General features: G+C 52.4%; 14 protein-coding genes. 6 read left to right on the top strand and 8 right to left on the bottom strand.

What is annotated here, in order from left to right; all coding sequences use genetic code 11:
• Positions 1–9 precede the first annotated feature (9 nt).
• The 4 genes from DHN43_RS16975 to DHN43_RS16960 all read right to left on the bottom strand — a co-directional run bounded on the left by DHN43_RS16975 (position 10) and on the right by DHN43_RS16960 (position 5,020).
• Entirely contained in the window at positions 10–1,113 is a 1,104-nt protein-coding gene (locus tag DHN43_RS16975; RefSeq protein ID WP_108819399.1) for an ABC transporter permease, read from the bottom strand.
• A 61-nt stretch (positions 1,114–1,174) separates the two neighbouring features.
• Positions 1,175–2,713: an ABC transporter ATP-binding protein gene (locus DHN43_RS16970; protein WP_063300784.1), complete on the bottom strand. Its 1,539-nt coding sequence runs from the start codon at positions 2,711–2,713 to the stop codon at positions 1,175–1,177.
• Positions 2,714–3,019: 306 nt separating this feature from the next.
• Positions 3,020–4,018 carry a BMP family lipoprotein gene (locus DHN43_RS16965; protein WP_082830530.1) on the bottom strand — a complete coding sequence of 333 codons (999 nt, stop codon included), beginning with the start codon at positions 4,016–4,018 and terminating at the stop codon, positions 3,020–3,022.
• A gap of 69 nt (positions 4,019–4,087) precedes the next feature.
• Positions 4,088–5,020, bottom strand: coding sequence for a sugar-binding transcriptional regulator (locus DHN43_RS16960; protein ID WP_244271720.1), 933 nt, complete (start codon positions 5,018–5,020; stop codon positions 4,088–4,090).
• Positions 5,021–5,748: 728 nt separating this feature from the next.
• On the opposite strand from DHN43_RS16960, the gene DHN43_RS16955 reads away from it, so the two are divergent.
• The 4 genes from DHN43_RS16955 (at position 5,749) to hrpB (ending at position 10,875) form a co-directional block, all read left to right on the top strand.
• On the top strand, positions 5,749–6,573 hold the full coding sequence (locus DHN43_RS16955) for a DUF1194 domain-containing protein (RefSeq protein ID WP_208860247.1): 825 nt from the start codon (positions 5,749–5,751) through the stop codon (positions 6,571–6,573).
• 261 nt (positions 6,574–6,834) lie between these two features.
• The gene (locus DHN43_RS16950; RefSeq protein WP_063286753.1) at positions 6,835–7,263 is read left to right on the top strand and encodes a methylglyoxal synthase; all 429 of its coding nucleotides are present in this window, start codon (positions 6,835–6,837) and stop codon (positions 7,261–7,263) included.
• Positions 7,264–7,277: 14 nt separating this feature from the next.
• Positions 7,278–8,321 carry a glucokinase gene (gene glk / locus DHN43_RS16945; protein ID WP_063286752.1) on the top strand — a complete coding sequence of 348 codons (1,044 nt, stop codon included), beginning with the start codon at positions 7,278–7,280 and terminating at the stop codon, positions 8,319–8,321.
• A 100-nt stretch (positions 8,322–8,421) separates the two neighbouring features.
• Positions 8,422–10,875 carry an ATP-dependent helicase HrpB gene (hrpB, locus tag DHN43_RS16940; protein ID WP_108819398.1) on the top strand — a complete coding sequence of 818 codons (2,454 nt, stop codon included), beginning with the start codon at positions 8,422–8,424 and terminating at the stop codon, positions 10,873–10,875.
• A gap of 53 nt (positions 10,876–10,928) precedes the next feature.
• Here hrpB and bfr read toward each other — a convergent pair whose 3' ends face one another.
• Positions 10,929–11,414 carry a bacterioferritin gene (gene bfr, locus DHN43_RS16935; RefSeq protein WP_054784322.1) on the bottom strand — a complete coding sequence of 162 codons (486 nt, stop codon included), beginning with the start codon at positions 11,412–11,414 and terminating at the stop codon, positions 10,929–10,931.
• Between the two features lie 54 nt (positions 11,415–11,468).
• Positions 11,469–11,678 (bottom strand): (2Fe-2S)-binding protein, encoded by a 210-nt coding sequence (locus DHN43_RS16930; protein WP_063286750.1) that lies wholly within the window; start codon positions 11,676–11,678, stop codon positions 11,469–11,471.
• A 117-nt stretch (positions 11,679–11,795) separates the two neighbouring features.
• Between DHN43_RS16930 and DHN43_RS16925 the strand changes: the two genes are divergently transcribed.
• Both DHN43_RS16925 and DHN43_RS16920 read left to right on the top strand, forming a co-directional pair.
• Positions 11,796–12,557 carry an SDR family NAD(P)-dependent oxidoreductase gene (locus DHN43_RS16925; protein ID WP_063286749.1) on the top strand — a complete coding sequence of 254 codons (762 nt, stop codon included), beginning with the start codon at positions 11,796–11,798 and terminating at the stop codon, positions 12,555–12,557.
• A gap of 164 nt (positions 12,558–12,721) precedes the next feature.
• On the top strand, positions 12,722–13,447 hold the full coding sequence (locus DHN43_RS16920; RefSeq protein ID WP_208995462.1) for a hypothetical protein: 726 nt from the start codon (positions 12,722–12,724) through the stop codon (positions 13,445–13,447).
• 32 nt (positions 13,448–13,479) lie between these two features.
• Here DHN43_RS16920 and DHN43_RS16915 read toward each other — a convergent pair whose 3' ends face one another.
• Both DHN43_RS16915 and DHN43_RS16910 read right to left on the bottom strand, forming a co-directional pair.
• Positions 13,480–14,280: an FAD binding domain-containing protein gene (locus DHN43_RS16915; protein WP_108819397.1), complete on the bottom strand. Its 801-nt coding sequence runs from the start codon at positions 14,278–14,280 to the stop codon at positions 13,480–13,482.
• A 41-nt stretch (positions 14,281–14,321) separates the two neighbouring features.
• The gene (locus DHN43_RS16910) at positions 14,322–14,819 is read right to left on the bottom strand and encodes a hypothetical protein (RefSeq protein ID WP_108819396.1); all 498 of its coding nucleotides are present in this window, start codon (positions 14,817–14,819) and stop codon (positions 14,322–14,324) included.
• Position 14,820: the final 1 nt, after the last annotated feature.

Raw genomic sequence — 14,820 nt, 5'->3', positions numbered from 1 at the left:
TCCGTCTCCCTATGCTTCTGCTGTGCTTGATGAGAAGCGATCGAAGAACGCTACGACTGCTGGGCGGAACATATGCTCAAGAGCACCAGCGAAGAGAATAACCAGGGCCTGAATGACCACGATCATGTCGCGTGAGATTGTTGGGATTTCGAACGCCAGCTCTGCGCCGCCCTGATAGAGCAGGCCAAAGAGCATGGAGGCGAGAATAATCCCGATCGGATGCCCTCGTCCCATCAGCGCTACCGCGATACCAACGAAGCCTGCACCACCTGCGAAGTCGAGAAGCAAGCGTGTCTGCTCACCCATCACAACGTTGATGCCCATCAAACCAGCAAGAGCACCGGAAATCAGCATGGTTACAACAGTAATGCGCACCGGGGAGATGCCAGCGTAGGCTGCTGCATCCGGGTTTGCACCGAAGCTGCGGATTTCATAGCCAAGCTTGGTGTGCCAGATCAGAAGCCAGACCACCACGCAAACAGCGAGAGCGAGGAAGAACGCCAGGTTCACAGGAGACTGACCGAAGTCGAAGCTTGTGAAGACGTTTCTGAGCAGTGGAAGCTGACCGCCAGCCTCGAAGTTACGAGAGGATGGGGACATCGTGCCCTGAGGGATCAGGATGTTAGACAGCAGGTACACCATCAACGCGGATGCGATGAAGTTGAACATGATCGTCGTAATAACGATGTGAGAGCCGCGTTTTGCCTGCAGGTAACCCGGAATGAATGCCCAGGCTGCACCGAATACAGCACCACCGATAATCGCGAATGGGAACGTCACCCACCATGGAACAAAGCGGTCCATGGCGAGGCAGACCAGAGCGATACCCAGACCGCCGACATAGGCCTGACCTTCACCACCAATGTTAAACAGACCAGCATGGAAGGCGACAGCCACAGCCAGACCGGTAAAGATAAAGTTTGTTGCGTAGTACAGTGTATAGCCGATGCCTTCACCGTACCCCAAAGCACCCCAAACGAGCCATTTAACGGCTTCGAATGGATCTTCGCCAATTACTACAACGACCAAGCCAGAGATGATAAATGCCGCGAGCAGGTTGAGGGCCGGTAAAACACCGTAGTCAACCCAACGAGGAAGTTGCCCCTTACTCATTTCTGTGTTCCCCCAAATGTCAGGTCAAAGCAAATTTTGTTGTTAAACAGGGAATTCATGATCATTCTGCTGCCTCTTGATTGACACCAGCCATGAGAAGACCAAGATCCTGCTCTGTTGCTTCTGGCCCGCGTTCACCAACCACGTTGCCATCAAACATGACAATGATGCGGTCGGAGAGTGAACGAATTTCTTCAAGCTCCACGGATACAAGAAGGACAGCTTTGCCCTGCGCGCGCATGTCCATGATCCGGTTGTGGATGTACTCAATCGCACCGATATCAACACCGCGTGTCGGCTGACCGATCAGAAGAACGTCCGGGTTACACTCAATTTCACGTGCCAGAACGATTTTCTGCTGGTTACCGCCAGAGAACTTTGCAGCTGTCATTTCGGTGGTTGGAGGGCGAATGTCGTATTTCTCAATGCGTTCCTTAGCTTCCTTACGGATCGCATCTTTATTGAGGAACATACCTTTTGAGTATTTCGGTTCGCGATGGTAGCCGAGAATGGAGTTCTCATATTCTGCGAACTTGTTGACCAGCCCCATCCGGTGGCGATCTTCAGGTACGTGGCTCATTCCCTTGGTGCGCATTTCAGCTGCATTATGTGCCGCTGAGAGGTCCAACGACTCGCCTGACAGCTCCATCTTGCCGCTTTCGGCGCGGGTGATGCCGGAAAGAGCTGCGAGGAGCTCAGACTGACCGTTACCGGAAACGCCTGCGATACCAAGAACTTCACCTGCACGCACTTCGAAGGAAACATCCTTCACGCGCATCACGCCGCGATCATCCCGAACGTTGAGGCCTTCCACTTTGAGGAGAGGCTTGCCAACTTCGACTTCAGGCTTGTCCACTTCCAGAAGAACACTGCGGCCAACCATAAGTTCAGCCAGTTCTTCCATGGAGGTTTGAGCAGTTTTGCGAGAGGCCACCATTTCACCACGACGCATCACGGACACCGTATCGGTTACATCCATGATCTCACGCAGTTTGTGGGTGATCAGCAGAACTGTTTTACCCTGATCGCGCAGTACGCGAAGAATGCGGAAGAGGTGATCAGCCTCAGATGGTGTCAAAACACCGGTCGGCTCATCAAGAATGAGAATGTCTGCACCACGGTACAGAGCCTTCAGGATCTCTACTCGCTGCTGCAAACCAACTGGCAACTCACCCACGACTGCGTCCGGGTCAATTGTCATGTCGTATTCGTCTGCCAAACGCTTAAGTTCGCGACGTGCGTTTGCTACACCATCTTTCAACAGTGCGCCGCCCTCAGCGCCAAGAATAACGTTTTCTAGAACTGTGAATGGATCGACGAGCATAAAATGCTGGTGCACCATACCGATGCCCTGCGCAATCGCGCTCTTCGAATCAGGAATAGTGGTTGTCTTGTCATCGATCTTAATTGTTCCGCTATCGGCATGGTAAAAACCGTAGAGGATCGACATCAAGGTGGATTTGCCCGCTCCGTTCTCCCCAATGATGCCGTGAATGGACCCTTTTCCTACAACAAGGTCAATGTCCTTGTTTGCTTGAACAGGCCCAAAACTTTTACTTACGCCAATTAACTCGATGGCAGGTACATTGCTTTCAGCCACTGTTGCCCGGCCTTTCTGGTCTATCAAATCAATAACTTGCGCATCAATCTCGTTCTTGCTTTCGAAGTACACCGTTTCAAAAGCGTTGCCCCACCCCCAGGAGAAGCAGAGAACAGATCCCAATGCAGTTATCCTCGTTTCCCCTTCAACCTTCGCTCCCAAAGGCTGAAAACTCTACTCGGGCTACAGGGGCGCAAGTCCCTCATAAATCCCTTCAAGACCGAAAGTCTGGAAGGAGTGGTCGTTCCGAAGAACCACCGTAAGCGAAAATGCCCACACCAGATAGTGCGGGCACTTTCCATTAGATTAGAACGGACAGGTAGAATCCACCATGTAATCGTGAACTTCTACTTTGCCAGAAATAATATCCATCTTTGCCTGTTCAACTGCAGACTGCATTTCTGCTGTGATGAGAGGCTTGTTATACTCGTCGTAAGACCAGGAAACACCATTCTCAGCAAGGCCGAGAACTTCAACACCTGAAGTCCACTTGCCTTCTTTAGCATCTGTCAGCGTCTTATCGACAGCAACATCTACCGCTTTGATCATGGAAGTCAGAACAGAACCCGGATGCAGGTGGTTCTGGTTGGAATCCACACCGATGCCCAGCTTGCCTTCATCTGCTGCTGCCTGAAGAACGCCAGTGCCGGTCAAGCCTGCAGCATGAAACACAACATCTGCGCCACGCGCGAACTGTGAACGAGCAAGTTCACCGCCCTTAAGTGGGTCAGTCCATGCTGCGCCGGTGGTTCCGGTCATGTTTTCGATGATTTCAATGTCAGGCTTCGCGTATTTCGCGCCCTGCTTGTAACCACATGCAAACTTGCGGATCAGCGGAATGTCCATACCGCCAACAAAACCAATGGTGTCGGATTCAGTTGACATTGCAGCCAGAAGACCAACGAGGAACGAACCTTCACCTTCTTTGAAGACAATGGAACGTACGTTTGGCAGGTCTACAACGGAATCAACGATTGCGAAGTGCGTGTCAGGAAATTCCTTAGCAACTTTCTCCAGTGCAGCTGCCTGAGCGAAACCAATCGTGATGATTGGATCGAGACCACGTCGCGCGAAATTACGCAGAGCCTGTTCACGCTGAGATGGATTCTGGATCTCAAAATCGCGGAACTTGATGCCTGTGCGTTCTTCGAACTGCAACGCGCCTTTGTAAGCTGCTTCATTGAAAGACCGGTCATTACGACCGCCGAAATCATAAACGACTGCGGGCTTGAAAGTTTCTGCCATAGCTCCAGTCGTCATGACTGCTGCTAAAGCAACTGCACCGAGGATTGTTGTGGTTTTCACGGTTTCTTCCTTATTATATCTTCCCGTAGAGCGGAAAGGACTCTCCCTTAAGAAGAACAGACTCCCAACTTATGTCGTTGCTTCGAGCTCGTTCTCTTTCAGCAGGCCAGCGAGTTCTCTGGCCAAAACCTCATCGATGATCAGATCCTTGATGATGCCGGTCGCCAATGCTGCCAGTGTTGCTTTCGCCTTGCGGTAACCGCCAACGATCGCGACAACATGCGCCTTGCGGACGTCATCAAAGTGCAAACCAACTGCTTTTTCGTTTAGAGAACAGGCCACTTCGTTGCCGTCAATGTCGACAAAGCGGCCCATCACGTCAGAACAAGCGCCGCTTTCCAGCAGCTCTTCACGTTCTTCAGAGGTAATCAGCTTGCGTTGAACAAGGTGGCCTTCCTTCTCAACGGACCCGATGCCGATGATGAAGAGTTCTGCGGCCTTCGCTCTTGCGAGCAGCTCCTGAACAGCGCCCTGAGACACAAAGGTGTCTCTTTCTGCTTTGGTTTCAGCAATATAAGGAACAGGAAGATAGAAACCTTCACCGCCTGTCTTCGCACATAGCTGCTGCACAACATCATACGGGTTGGCAGAAAGACGACGGGTGAGCGAGCCGGATACGGACAGCAGCTCAAGCTCAGGAAGGTGAACACGAGGCATCGCCTCGATGGTGGACTGGAGCGTGCGCCCCATGCCTACGCCAATGCGCTTAGGTGGATTCGTTGTAAAAAGTGAATGAAGGTATTGGCCAGCAAAAGATGAAACTGCAGTGAAAGAGTCTGTTTCGTCACCGCTGCCAAGATCCGGAGCAATAAAGCAATTTTCCAGATTCATTCGCTTACAGAGAAATTGTTCTAATTCAACGCATTCAGAAGGCCGGGCTTCGATATGAAATTTTATCAAGCCTTCTTTTTGAGCATGTGCTATTAGGCGATGAACTTTTGCAGGAGAAACCCCAAGGCGGCCAGCAATCTCTCCCTGAGTGCTTCGGCCAATGAAAGACATCCAAGCGGCCCTAATGGCCAAAGATGTGGTCCATTCGTCTGCCTTCATGGTCTAGCCTCTTATATTCCTATATGGCTTTCTGGAAATATCTCCAGAATCCATTCCCAATTTTCCTACCGAAATGCTCAGTTTCAGAGCTTCTGAGCACTCCCCCAAATCAGAGAAGAATATTTCTTCACCACGTGAGAAATATTTCAACCACACATTTGCATTAGGTGAAACGGAAGGTCAAGGAAATAAACTGCGCGATTTGCAGAATCTTATTGCTAGCTAACTAAACCACTGTTTTTGCCATACTAATAAAATCAAATAGTTTCAATTCAAGTACTTGCGGAAATTACTTAGGTTACGACTCACGTCTCAGGTCAAATTTGCAAAGCGATCATGAAGAAATTAATCAACTTTATGTAACATTTGATCAACTCTCAATATTTGTAAAATAAACAAAATATTTTCAACGCACTAACTGACACAACATTTGTCGCCGCAAAATCTTCAGATTGCGTTTACTGGCAAATCAAACAGTTATTTTCCGCAGAGCCAGCTTAATACAACCCTATATATATCAATGCTAGTGAATGGTCTTCCACATTCATGGATGACCGTGGGAATACTATGGATGTAACCTGTTTTCGTTAGCTCAGTGCCGATTGCAGCAAAACAAAAAAATTGAGGCGGGGAGGTCCGTGACCGGGACACCCTGAACCTTGCAAAAAAGGAGGCTGAAAATGCGGCCCATGTGCACAAAACCCCTCACTGCGATTGCGGGCGCATTCGCACTTGGTGGTTTCTTGTTTTCTACCCCCATCCTGGCGACTTCCAATACTCATGCATCTTTGAACTTCGATATGTCCAAGGAGGTGGACCTTGAACTGGTTCTGGCCGTGGACATTTCTCAAAGCATGGATCCAGAGGAACAGCGCATTCAAAGAGAAGGGTATGTTGCGGCACTGACATCTGACGAAGTGCTTGATGCGATCAAATACGGCCCCATCGGTCGCATTGCTGTCGCCTACATGGAGTGGGGTGGCAAAGACGAGCACTTTGTTGTTGCGGACTGGACCATTATTTCGGACGAGGCAACCGCGGGTAAGTTTGCAGGCAAGATTGCCGAAGCCCCCTTGCGCCGGGTGCAACGCACTTCCATCTCCTCCGCGCTGACACAGGCGGTCAATCTGGTCATCGCGAACGAATACAACGGCATGCGTCAGGTCATCGACATCTCCGGCGATGGTCCGAACAATCAGGGCAGCGCTGTCACCGAAGCACGTGATGCTGCAATCGCGCAGGGCATGACAGTCAACGGTCTGCCTTTGATGCTGAAGGAAGAGAGCATTTCGTGGCAATCCATGCTGCATCTGGACCATTACTATGAAGATTGCGTCATTGGTGGACCTGGGGCATTTTCGATTCCAGTCCGTTCCAAGGAAGGCTTCAGTGATGCCATCCGCATGAAGCTTGTGCTGGAGATTGCCGGTCTTGTCGATGACAAACCTAAATTCATCCGCGCCAAGTCACGCAGAGATATGGTCATGTGCTCTTTGTTCGACTGATGCTGCTGGCTCCGAAATGTTTCGGAAACCTGTGTATGACCTGCTGCCGTTTGTCGCCGCTCAGATATCAGGTACAAACGGCGCAAGTTGACTCTTTCAAAGCCTGTCAAGACGCGCTAAAGGATAAGTAATCCCAAGAGACTTAGAGCATGCCGTGCACAGTTTCAGGCAAGCTCTAAGTTTTTGTTTCTGCGTGTCCCTCTCCGAAAAACGGAACCACCTTTCAGGGATGCGCTCCAGCGACGTGTTGACGGAGCCCAAATGACCGAGCGTAGAACTCTCGCCCTTATCGCCCACGATGCAAAAAAAGACGAAATGGTCGCGTTTGCCAAATTGCACGAAAGCAAACTCGCTGACTATAAGCTCTTTGCGACGGGGACAACGGGTGGCCGTATTCAGGATGCATGCCCATCTCTGGATGTAGAACGCATGAAAAGCGGCCCGCTTGGTGGTGACCAGCAGATTGGCGCAATGATTGCTGACCGCGCTCTGGATGGTCTGTTCTTCTTCGTCGACCCCCTCTCCCCAATGCCGCATGATGTGGATGTGAAAGCATTGATGCGCCTGGCGCTGGTCTACGATATTCCAATGGCGTTGAACCGCAGTACAGCAGACATCATTTTGCGCTCTGCACGCTTGGCGGGACTTTCCACTTCCTCGCAAACACCAGAAATTTCCAGCCAACAATAAAGTCACACTTATAAATGCTGCACTCTGCTCCGCTTACAAGAAACCTACCCTACCCGGTCCTTGTCGCTGACATCGGCGGCACGAATGCTCGCTTTGCGTTGATAGAAGGCCCCAATGAGCCAACCAAGCTTTGTGGTCAGGAAGGAACGAAGGCGCATGCAACCATTCAGGATGCCATTCGTGCCGGAGTTCTGGAACAAGGCTACGCTGCGCCACGATCTGCGGTGTTGGCTGTTGCTGCTCCCGTTTCCAGCGACCGGATCGCTCTGACCAATGCAAGCTGGGTGATTGAGCCTCCCGCTCTCATCAAAGAGCTTGGTCTGGAACAGGTGGTTCTTCTCAACGACTTTGAGGCACAGGCCCTTGCCTTGCCATCCCTTTCCCCAGTCGATCTGGATCAGGTGGGCGGCGGCGTGGCTGAGCAGAACGCGACCAAGTTTGTTGTTGGTCCGGGCACTGGCCTTGGTGCTGGTGCGATGATCCGCTCCTGCGGAAAGTGGATTCCGGTTCCCGGCGAAGGCGGCCATGTTGAGCTTGGTCCGCTGAGTGAGGAAGAATACCGCATCTGGCCGTATATCGAGCGTATTGGCGGGCGCGTTGGTGCTGAGCAGGTTGTCTGTGGTGCCGGCCTTGTGCGCCTTGCTAAGGCTGTGCTGCAGGCTGACGGGGTGCATCGTACCTATGAAAAGCCGTCGGATGTGCCTTTGGCGGCGGATGATGGTGATGAAGTTGCGCAAAAAGTGCTGCGATTATTCAGTGCTGCACTTGGCCGTGTTGCGGGGGATTTCGCAATCACCAATCTTGCGCGCGGCGGTGTGTATCTGGCAGGCGGCATTCCGCCAAAGATCTCGCATTGGCTGCATGGTGGTGAGTTTCGGGCTGCTTTTGAGGCCAAAGCTCCGCATGAAGGTATCATGAAGTCTATTCCGACTTACATCATCACGCACAAAAGCCCTGCCCTTGAAGGTCTCGCGGCTTATACCCGTGCACCTGATGAGTATCTGGTAGATCTGACGGGCCGTAGCTGGCACCGCAAGGACGCTAAGACAGCAGATTAGCCTTGTGCTTAAATTCCAAATTGACTGGAAGCAGCTTTGCATAGATTAAGGTCTGTGGAGCTGCTTCCTCTTTTTTGACGCCTACTTTTTTGCGGAGCCCATGACGTCTTCCTCTTTGCCAATCGAAGCGATCCTGCCGGACTTGCTCTCTGCTCTTGAGCAAAACACCAATGCGGTTCTTGTTGCCGAGCCGGGTGCGGGTAAGACGACCCGTGTGCCACTCGCCCTGCTGGATGCTCCATGGCGAGGTGATGGTAAGATCCTCGTGCTGGAGCCTCGGCGCCTTGCAGCGCGTGCTGCTGCACGACGTATGGCACATACGCTAGCTGAGAGCGTTGGCGAGACAGTTGGTTATCGCGTGCGCATGGACAGCAAGGTTTCAGGCAAAACACGCATTGAGGTGGTGACGGAAGGTGTCTTCACCCGCATGATCCTTGATGATCCTGAGCTTTCCGGCGTAGCTGCCGTTCTCTTTGATGAATACCACGAGCGCTCCATGGACGGAGACCTTGGGCTGGCGCTTGCTTTGGATGTTCAGGAAGCGTTGCGCGATGACCTGCGCATTGTGCCGATGTCCGCAACACTGGATGCGGCTGAAGTTTCCAAGCTTTTGGATGATGCACCAATCCTGAAGAGCGAAGGTCGCCAGTATCCGGTTGAGACGCGCTACATTGGCCGCGATCCACGAGGAAGGCTGGAAGATCAGGTGGCGCGGGCTGTTCGTTCAGCATTGGCTGAAGAGACAGGCTCTGTGCTTGTGTTCTTGCCGGGTCAGGGTGAGATCAAGCGCACGCAATCCTTGCTGGAAGGACGCGTTGCTGCTGATGTGAGCATTGCACCTCTTTATGGCGCTTTGGATAGTAAGGCGCAGGATCTGGCTGTTCGTCCTGCCAAGCCCGGTCAGCGAAAAGTGGTGCTGACCACAGCCATTGCGCAGACGTCCCTGACTATTGAGGGCGTGCGTATTGTGATTGATGCAGGTCTTTCCCGTGTGCCGCGTTATGATCCGCAAACAGGACTGACACGTCTTGAAACCGTGAAGGTTTCTCGTGCAACTGCAGAGCAGCGCAAGGGGCGCGCGGGCCGTGTGGAATCGGGCATATGTTATCGACTTTGGGAAGAAGCGCAGACGAAGGCCCTTCCTGCTGCTGAAAAGCCAGAGATTTTGGAGAGTGATCTTTCCGGACTGGTGCTTGATGTCGCCAATTGGGGTGTTTCTGATCCCGCTCAGCTGAAGTTTATGACACCGCCGCCTGCTGCTGCCTGGTCTGAGGCGAAAGAGCTGCTGGAAGAGCTCGACGCGCTGGATGCAGATGGCGGCCTGACCAAAGCTGGTCGTGACCTTGCCGGACTGCCGCTGCACCCTCGTCTCGGGCACATGCTGGTGCAAGCCTCGCAAGAGGGACAAGCCGAGCTGGCATCGCTGATTGCCGTGATTATTGGCGAGCATGGTTTGGGCGGTCGATCGACTGACCTGCGAGATCGTTTGCGCCGCTTGATGCAAGACCAGAGCCCACGAGGCAAAGAGGCACGAGCGCAGGCCAAGCGTTGGGTGAAGCTTGTTGGCGGACGCTCCTCTGAGCGTGCCAACTTTGAAGATGCCGGCGATATTCTGAGCCTTGCTTATCCTGACCGTATCGCACAGCAACGCGGTGCCCGGGGCAGCTTCCGCCTTGCCAATGGGCGTGGTGCACAGCTGGAAGAGAGCGAGGCGCTTTATGCCGAGAAGTTCCTGAGTATTGCTGAAGTGACCGGTACAGCCGCCCGCGCACGTATCTTGCTGGCTGCACCGCTTTCCTTCAGTGAACTCGAAGCCCGTTTTGCCTCTCACATCCGCGAGAAGGAACAGGTGCAGCTGATGCCAGATGGCGCCATCAAGGCCGTTCGGCAGCGGGTCCTAGGCAAGTTGGTGCTGAACGAGAAGAAAATCTCTGATCCCGATCCAGAAGCGATTGTTGATGCACTGCTTGACCAGATTGCCCGTAAAGGTGCGGCCCGTCTGCCATGGAGCAAGGATCAGTTACGCTATCGCGGACGGGTGACTTATCTGCGCGAGACTGCTGGGAAAGAGTGGCCGGACTTGAGCGATAAGGCTCTGAGTGCAGACTTTGAGTGGCTGCGTCCGTTTCTGGCAGGGAAGACGGCTCTGTCTCAAGTGAGTGCTGGGACATTGGGCGATGCGCTTGCAACGCTGGTTCCCTGGGAGTTGAGTTCGGAACTGGACAATCTGGCGCCATCGCACTTTGTCGTGCCCACCGGATCGCGCATTCCGGTTGATTATGATGGCGAGCAAGGGCCGATGCTTTCCGTTCGGGTGCAGGAGTTGTTTGGCCTTGCGGAGCACCCAAGCATTTGCGGTGGGAAGGTTCAGCTGGTGTTGCAACTGCTTTCCCCTGCTCAGCGGCCTATTCAGATCACCAAGGACCTACCTGGGTTCTGGCAAGGGTCCTGGGCGGATGTGAAGGCTGATATGAAGGGGCAGTACCCAAAACACCCATGGCCGGATAATCCGCTGGATGCAGAAGCCACGCGCCGGGTGAAACCACGCAAATAAAAAGCCGAAGAGCATAACGCTCTCCGGCCTTCTAAAACTCGTAGATGAAAAGCTTATTCGCCTTCGTTTGCAGGAGTTGCCTGCAGCAGGCCGTAGCGCTCGACGCCGATCTTTTCCAGAAGTTCCAGCTGGGTTTCGAGGAAGTCGATGTGACCTTCTTCGTCTGCCATCAGGTCTTCAAAAAGCTTCATGGTGACGTAATCACCTTCATCACGGCAAACTTCGCGTGCTTCTTTGTAAAGAGCACGAGCGGAGTATTCACCTGCCAGATCGCATTCAAGGCATTCCTTGAGGTCCTGACCGATGCGCAGCGGATCGAGTGTCTGCAGATTCGGGTGACCTTCGAGGAAAATGATACGCTCGATCAGTTTATCGGCGTGTTCCATTTCCTCAATGGATTCTTCACGTTCTTTTTTTGCAAGCTTTGTGAAGCCCCAGTCTTCAAGGAGACGGTAGTGCAGCCAGTATTGATTTACTGCGGTCAGCTCGTGGCGTAGAGCCTTGTTGAGATATTCCAGTACTTTAGGTTCACCCTTCATGTCACTCTCTCCTTGACAAATTGAGGTATTGACCTTTTTTAGAATAATTCCAAGTTACTGTCCAGAGTCATCTTTAACTTGTTCAGCCTCAGCGTATACAACTTCGATGATGCTTTTAAAGCAACCACCACATTTTGGCCTGTACCCAAGGTGACGAAATACCGCGCCCGGAGTGGGGACTCCCCCCTCAGGATTCTCGCAAAGCTCACGTGCAGCTTGTTTTATTTGTTTGTCATTAATGACGTTGCAGTGACAAATGATCATTGTTGGTTGCTTTCGGGCTCCCAATTTCGCTTGCAAAGCATTATATAAACAGTAGATCTTTTAAAACTAGAGAATAATACTCCAGTTTCCTGCAGTCCTATCACGAGCAAAGCCCCTATGAACACCAACCAAACGACGAAGGATCTCCGCAAGACAATCGTCTTAACGGGCGCAAGCCGTGGAATCGGCCACGCAACCGTAAAGAAATTTTCTTCAGCGGGTTATCGGGTCATTAGCTGTTCCAGACAACCATTTTCTGACAAATGCCCTTGGCCATCCGGGCCGGAAGACCACATTGAAGTGGACTTGGGTGATGCAGATAATCTGGAAAACGCCGTTCTCCAGATCAAAGAGCGTCTGAAAGACAACGGCTCCATGCTTCATGCCCTTGTCAACAATGCGGGTATCAGCCCGAAAGACGAGGAAGGCCAACGCCTCGATTCCCTGACAACCCCAATGCAAACATGGCGAGATGTGTTTCAGGTAAACTTCTTCGCGCCAATTATGCTGGCTCGCGGTTTGTTTGATGAGCTGAAGGCTGCGAGAGGTTCCGTCGTGAACGTCACGTCCATCGCCGGGAGCCGTGTGCATCCGTTCGCGGGAACAGCTTATGCGACTTCCAAGGCGGCTCTTGCTTCCCTGACTCGCGAGATGGCTGCCGACTTTGGGCCGCACGGCGTTCGTGTGAATGCGATTGCTCCGGGCGAGATCGACACTTCAATTCTCTCACCTGGTACCGAGAAAATCGTTGAGACCATTCCGATGCGCCGTCTTGGCAGCACCACAGAAGTGGCAGACACCATCTACTTCCTGTGCTCTGCTCCATCTTCTTACGTGACAGGCGCTGAAATACATATCAACGGCGGTCAGCACGTATAAACGCGTTCTTATGTGAAACGTGAAAGGGGCGCTCTGGGCGCCCTTTTTGTTACAAGCTTGCGTGCTGAAGAGCGCCAATCATTGGCAATATTTCTTAGCTCTTTTTTATGGAACCTCTGATTTAATTAGCTGGTTGCATCAAGAAGTGTTGGGGGATCAAACACATGCCAGCGGTCAACTTAAAGAGGGTGCCCGTCGTTTTGTACGGCATGGTGTTTCTGATCGTGCTGCTTGGCATTGTTCAGCAGGTGTTCGTTGACACCATTGGCATTGAAACGCCTTTGAAAGACCTGCGGCATATCTCACTGGATGAAGAACTCAACCTCGGCGCATGGTTCTCTTCCATGGTGATGCTCTGCATTGCCGGTTTGACTGCTCTGATTGGCATCATTGAACGACATTCCAAGAAGTCACAAAACTGGCCCTACTGGTTGGTGCTCGCCTTTGGCTTCCTCTACATGTCCGTTGACGAGAACATCGCAATCCATGAAGTCACGATCGATCCGCTACGCAATGCATTTAACCTGAGTGGTGCTTTTTACTTTGCGTGGGTGTTACCTGCTGTGGTTCTGGTTGGAACGCTTGGACTGATTTATCTTCGCTTTCTCATACGGTTACCAAAACGGTTTGCTGTTTTATTTGTGCTGTCAGGCAGCATCTACCTGTCCGGTGCAATTGGTTTTGAGATGCTGGGAGCCGTGTTTGCTGGCAGCGAAGGCTATGATGCGCTTGGCTACAAGATCTTCTACATTTTGGAAGAGACGTTTGAACTGGTCGGTCTGACGACCTTTCTCTCTGCCCTGCTTGCCTATCTGGGTGAAGTTCACCAGTACGCGGCCATTACATTCCAGCGATCAATTCAGGCTGGTTATGTCACACCAGAGAAGTGAGGAGAAGGGACAAAGCCCCTTCCCTCAATGTGTTAGCTGGATGCCGCAACAGCACGCTTCGCCATAACCGTCACCAGATTAGCGCGATAGGCAGCGGTACCGTGAAGGTCTGAAAGCATGTTGTCAGCAGATGGCGCCATGCCTGCAACAGCATCGGCAGACCAGTTGCCATCCAGAGCTTTTTCCATGTCAGGCATGCGGAAAACACCATCCTGACCGGCACCTGTCACAGCCACACGAGCACCCGCTCCGGTCTTTGCTACAAAGACACCAGCCATCGCATAGCGAGAGGCAGGATTAGGGAACTTCGCGTATGCAGTGTTCGATGCGACCGGGAAGACAACCGCGGTCACGATCTCATCTTCATCCAGCGCGGTTTCGAACATGCCAGTGAAGAAGTCCTGCGCAGAGAACTCACGCTTGTTGGTCTCGATGGTTGCCCCAAGAGCCAGCAAGGCTGCCGGGTAATCCGCTGCAGGGTCATTGTTGGCGACAGAACCACCAATCGTGCCCATGTGGCGGACATGCGGATCACCGATTGTGCCTGCCAGATCAGCCAGTCCTGGAAGGACAGCCTTGATATCTTCATTACCCGCGACATCTGCATGGCAAGTTGCTGCACCGATGCGGATTGAGCCATCAGCCTGCTTTACAATACCGGAGATTTCTCCGATGTGGCGCAGGTCAATCAAGTCACTTGGCGCTGCAAGGCGTTGCTTCATGGTTGGGATCAAGGTCTGACCACCAGAAAGCAGTTTGCCGTCATCAGCATTTTTCAACATTGCCGCTGCATCTGACACTGTTGATGCGCGATGATATTTGGTCTCGTACATTTTTAGCCTCCCATCCCCTAAAGGGGTCTTTGGCAGAGTTGCTATGAGTTAAGTTCAGACAATTCAGTTTTCGGGTACGGAATAGCTTCCAGATCGGAAAAGAAAATCTTGCGATTTTGCTCACCGTGGATCAGTTGGCCAAGCCGTGCAGCTCTTTCAAACAGAACTGAGGCTTCACCTTCTTCCCCTGCCAGCAATGTGGCGCGTGCCAGAAGTTCAGAGGCATAGGCGTGATCAAAGTCTGCCATATCCTCTTGATGAACCTCTGTCAGGTCCATGGTCTGCCGGGCGTAACGCATTGCTGCTTCACGGTTTCCAAGCAGAACATGGATACGACCCACGAGCCACAAGCCACGTTGGTGATGGACTTTCGTTCCGGCCTGAAGCCAGTGCCAAAGGCTGGCGTGGGCGACATGGAGCATCTCGTCATTTTCCTCGGGCGAGCGGCTCTCATTTTCTAAGAGAGCCCATGCGCGCTGATTGAGTTCGATGGCGATGAACTTGTGATCCAATATCGATTTAGCGCCAGCCTGTGCCATT

The sequence above is a fragment of the Pseudovibrio sp. Alg231-02 genome, from assembly GCF_900143565.1.
GTDB lineage: Bacteria > Pseudomonadota > Alphaproteobacteria > Rhizobiales > Stappiaceae > Pseudovibrio.
This window is presented reverse-complemented; position numbering and strand designations above follow the sequence as displayed.

Excerpts from the sequence above, each read along its gene's own strand:
- hrpB (WP_108819398.1), top strand. The coding sequence starts at position 8,422 with ATGACGTCTTCCTCTTTGCCAATCGAAGCGATCCTGCCGGACTTGCTC.
- bfr (WP_054784322.1), bottom strand. The coding sequence starts at position 11,414 with ATGAAGGGTGAACCTAAAGTACTGGAATATCTCAACAAGGCTCTACGC.
- DHN43_RS16955 (WP_208860247.1), top strand. The coding sequence starts at position 5,749 with ATGCGGCCCATGTGCACAAAACCCCTCACTGCGATTGCGGGCGCATTC.
- glk (WP_063286752.1), top strand. The coding sequence starts at position 7,278 with ATGCTGCACTCTGCTCCGCTTACAAGAAACCTACCCTACCCGGTCCTT.
- DHN43_RS16910 (WP_108819396.1), bottom strand. The coding sequence starts at position 14,819 with ATGGCACAGGCTGGCGCTAAATCGATATTGGATCACAAGTTCATCGCC.
- DHN43_RS16960 (WP_244271720.1), bottom strand. The coding sequence starts at position 5,020 with ATGTCTTTCATTGGCCGAAGCACTCAGGGAGAGATTGCTGGCCGCCTT.
- DHN43_RS16950 (WP_063286753.1), top strand. The coding sequence starts at position 6,835 with ATGACCGAGCGTAGAACTCTCGCCCTTATCGCCCACGATGCAAAAAAA.
- DHN43_RS16975 (WP_108819399.1), bottom strand. The coding sequence starts at position 1,113 with ATGAGTAAGGGGCAACTTCCTCGTTGGGTTGACTACGGTGTTTTACCG.
- DHN43_RS16930 (WP_063286750.1), bottom strand. The coding sequence starts at position 11,678 with ATGATCATTTGTCACTGCAACGTCATTAATGACAAACAAATAAAACAA.
- DHN43_RS16915 (WP_108819397.1), bottom strand. The coding sequence starts at position 14,280 with ATGTACGAGACCAAATATCATCGCGCATCAACAGTGTCAGATGCAGCG.
- DHN43_RS16920 (WP_208995462.1), top strand. The coding sequence starts at position 12,722 with ATGCCAGCGGTCAACTTAAAGAGGGTGCCCGTCGTTTTGTACGGCATG.
- DHN43_RS16925 (WP_063286749.1), top strand. The coding sequence starts at position 11,796 with ATGAACACCAACCAAACGACGAAGGATCTCCGCAAGACAATCGTCTTA.